2 protein-coding genes are annotated in these 1,547 nt (G+C 35.7%); both read right to left on the bottom strand.

From position 1 onward, the window contains the following. Positions 1-183: 183 nt before the first annotated feature. On the bottom strand, positions 184-726 hold the full coding sequence (locus CXF88_RS14310) for a plasmid replication DNA-binding protein (RefSeq protein WP_004896925.1): 543 nt from the start codon (positions 724-726) through the stop codon (positions 184-186). Between the two features lie 66 nt (positions 727-792). Continuing rightward, positions 793-1,547, bottom strand: a 755-nt coding sequence (gene repM, locus CXF88_RS14305) for a replication initiation protein RepM (RefSeq protein ID WP_052799137.1), incomplete at its 5' end; no start/stop codon positions are given.

The raw sequence follows: 1,547 nt of genomic DNA, 5'->3' as shown, positions 1-1,547 counted from the left end.
TAAGCCGTTCTGGAGTATAGGGCACCAGAACGGCTTTTTATTGATTATTCATGTTCCACGATCACTAATTGAGCGATGTTCCACGGTTTTATTCAGTTTTAATAAACATCATCCGGTTTTTTGAGGAGTCATTATTTCAAGTGCTTGCACTGAAATTGGCTCTTCAAAAAACTGGAGTCTTGGCTAACCATATGGAAGGAAAAAGCGGCTTAGGAAGCCTCTCTTCTTCTGTTCTGGTTCAACATGCTCCGGGATAGGAATACGCTTATTGTCTTGCTGAGGAGTAGTCAATTCGTCATAGTTCGTTGCTAGTTCCGACCGAGGATCCGTTGCTATATCCTGTTTAAAGCTCTGATCGGTAAAGGTAGTCATATTGGCTTTTGGTGCTTCTAGTAAGCGCTGCATAGCTTCAATCTGTTCTTGATAAAACGATTCACGTTCTAAAGATTGATTTTCTCTCTGTATTGCCTGATTTAATTGTTTTTCCAGTATGTCAACTTGACGTTTTAGTAAGTCAACTTCTGTCAAGTTTTGACTGTTAATTGATTGACTTTGATTGACTGTATCCTCTTTTTTTTGTGGTTCCCCAAAAACTCTTAGGGCCTCTGAAAAGTCAATTAATCCATCAGATCCTTTAGATAAATTTCCTTTGTTTATATGTGCATATATGGCTTGTCTTGAATATCCATAAAGCTTAGCTAACTCTGAAACTGACAGTTTTTTCATTATGTAAACCAGTTTTCAACTTGTGTTAATACCTGACTGTTAACTTAACAATTTCAATTAACAATGTCATTGAAATCCTAATTTTCTGAGTAAAGGAAGTAATTCCTTAAATTTCTCTGCATCTTGCAGCATGGCAGCTATACGTACAGCAAACTGCTGATAGCTTTCTGTGCCTTGTGAATATTTACTCATCTCAGGAAGCTCTGAGAGCTTGTTGGCGAATAGATGGCGTTGTTTATCTGTTATTTTTGAAAAGAGGTCTAATGTATTCGGATCTCTTTTAGATTCGACTGAATGCGTGGCTGATTTTTTCTGTTTAAAGCTAAATGAAAAACCAGTAATAGATCTACCTGTTTTATGCTGTTCAACTTTGACAATAATATCGGTATGTTCATTTACTTGTTTTAATGCAATGTCTAAAACATATTTTTTAAAATCATACATTCGTTTGTATTCAGTCTCGAGTACACCTATTTTTTGTCTAAAATCATACATAGTTATGAGAGGCGTTTTTCCAGTACTACGCCATGCAATCAATATTTCATATAAACGAACAGCATAAGCACTTGTTAAATTACTTATTTGTTGTATTTCATACTTTGTAAATTGTTCTTCTAACCTAGTAATTAAAGGCACAATAGCAGGGGCAAAAATAAGTCTAACGACAGCTTCATTATCAATATAAGCCACCTCGCTCACCCATCTTGATTTGTGATTAATAGTGTTACCTTTTTCACTAAGACTCTGATAACTGAATTGTCTTGCAAACAAGTCATCGCAAGCATCTTTTAACGCCTGATAAGCCGTATTTCGATGTACAC

Origin of the sequence: Shewanella sp. ALD9, from assembly GCF_002836315.1 — a bacterium.
GTDB lineage: Bacteria > Pseudomonadota > Gammaproteobacteria > Enterobacterales > Shewanellaceae > Shewanella.
This window is presented reverse-complemented; position numbering and strand designations above follow the sequence as displayed.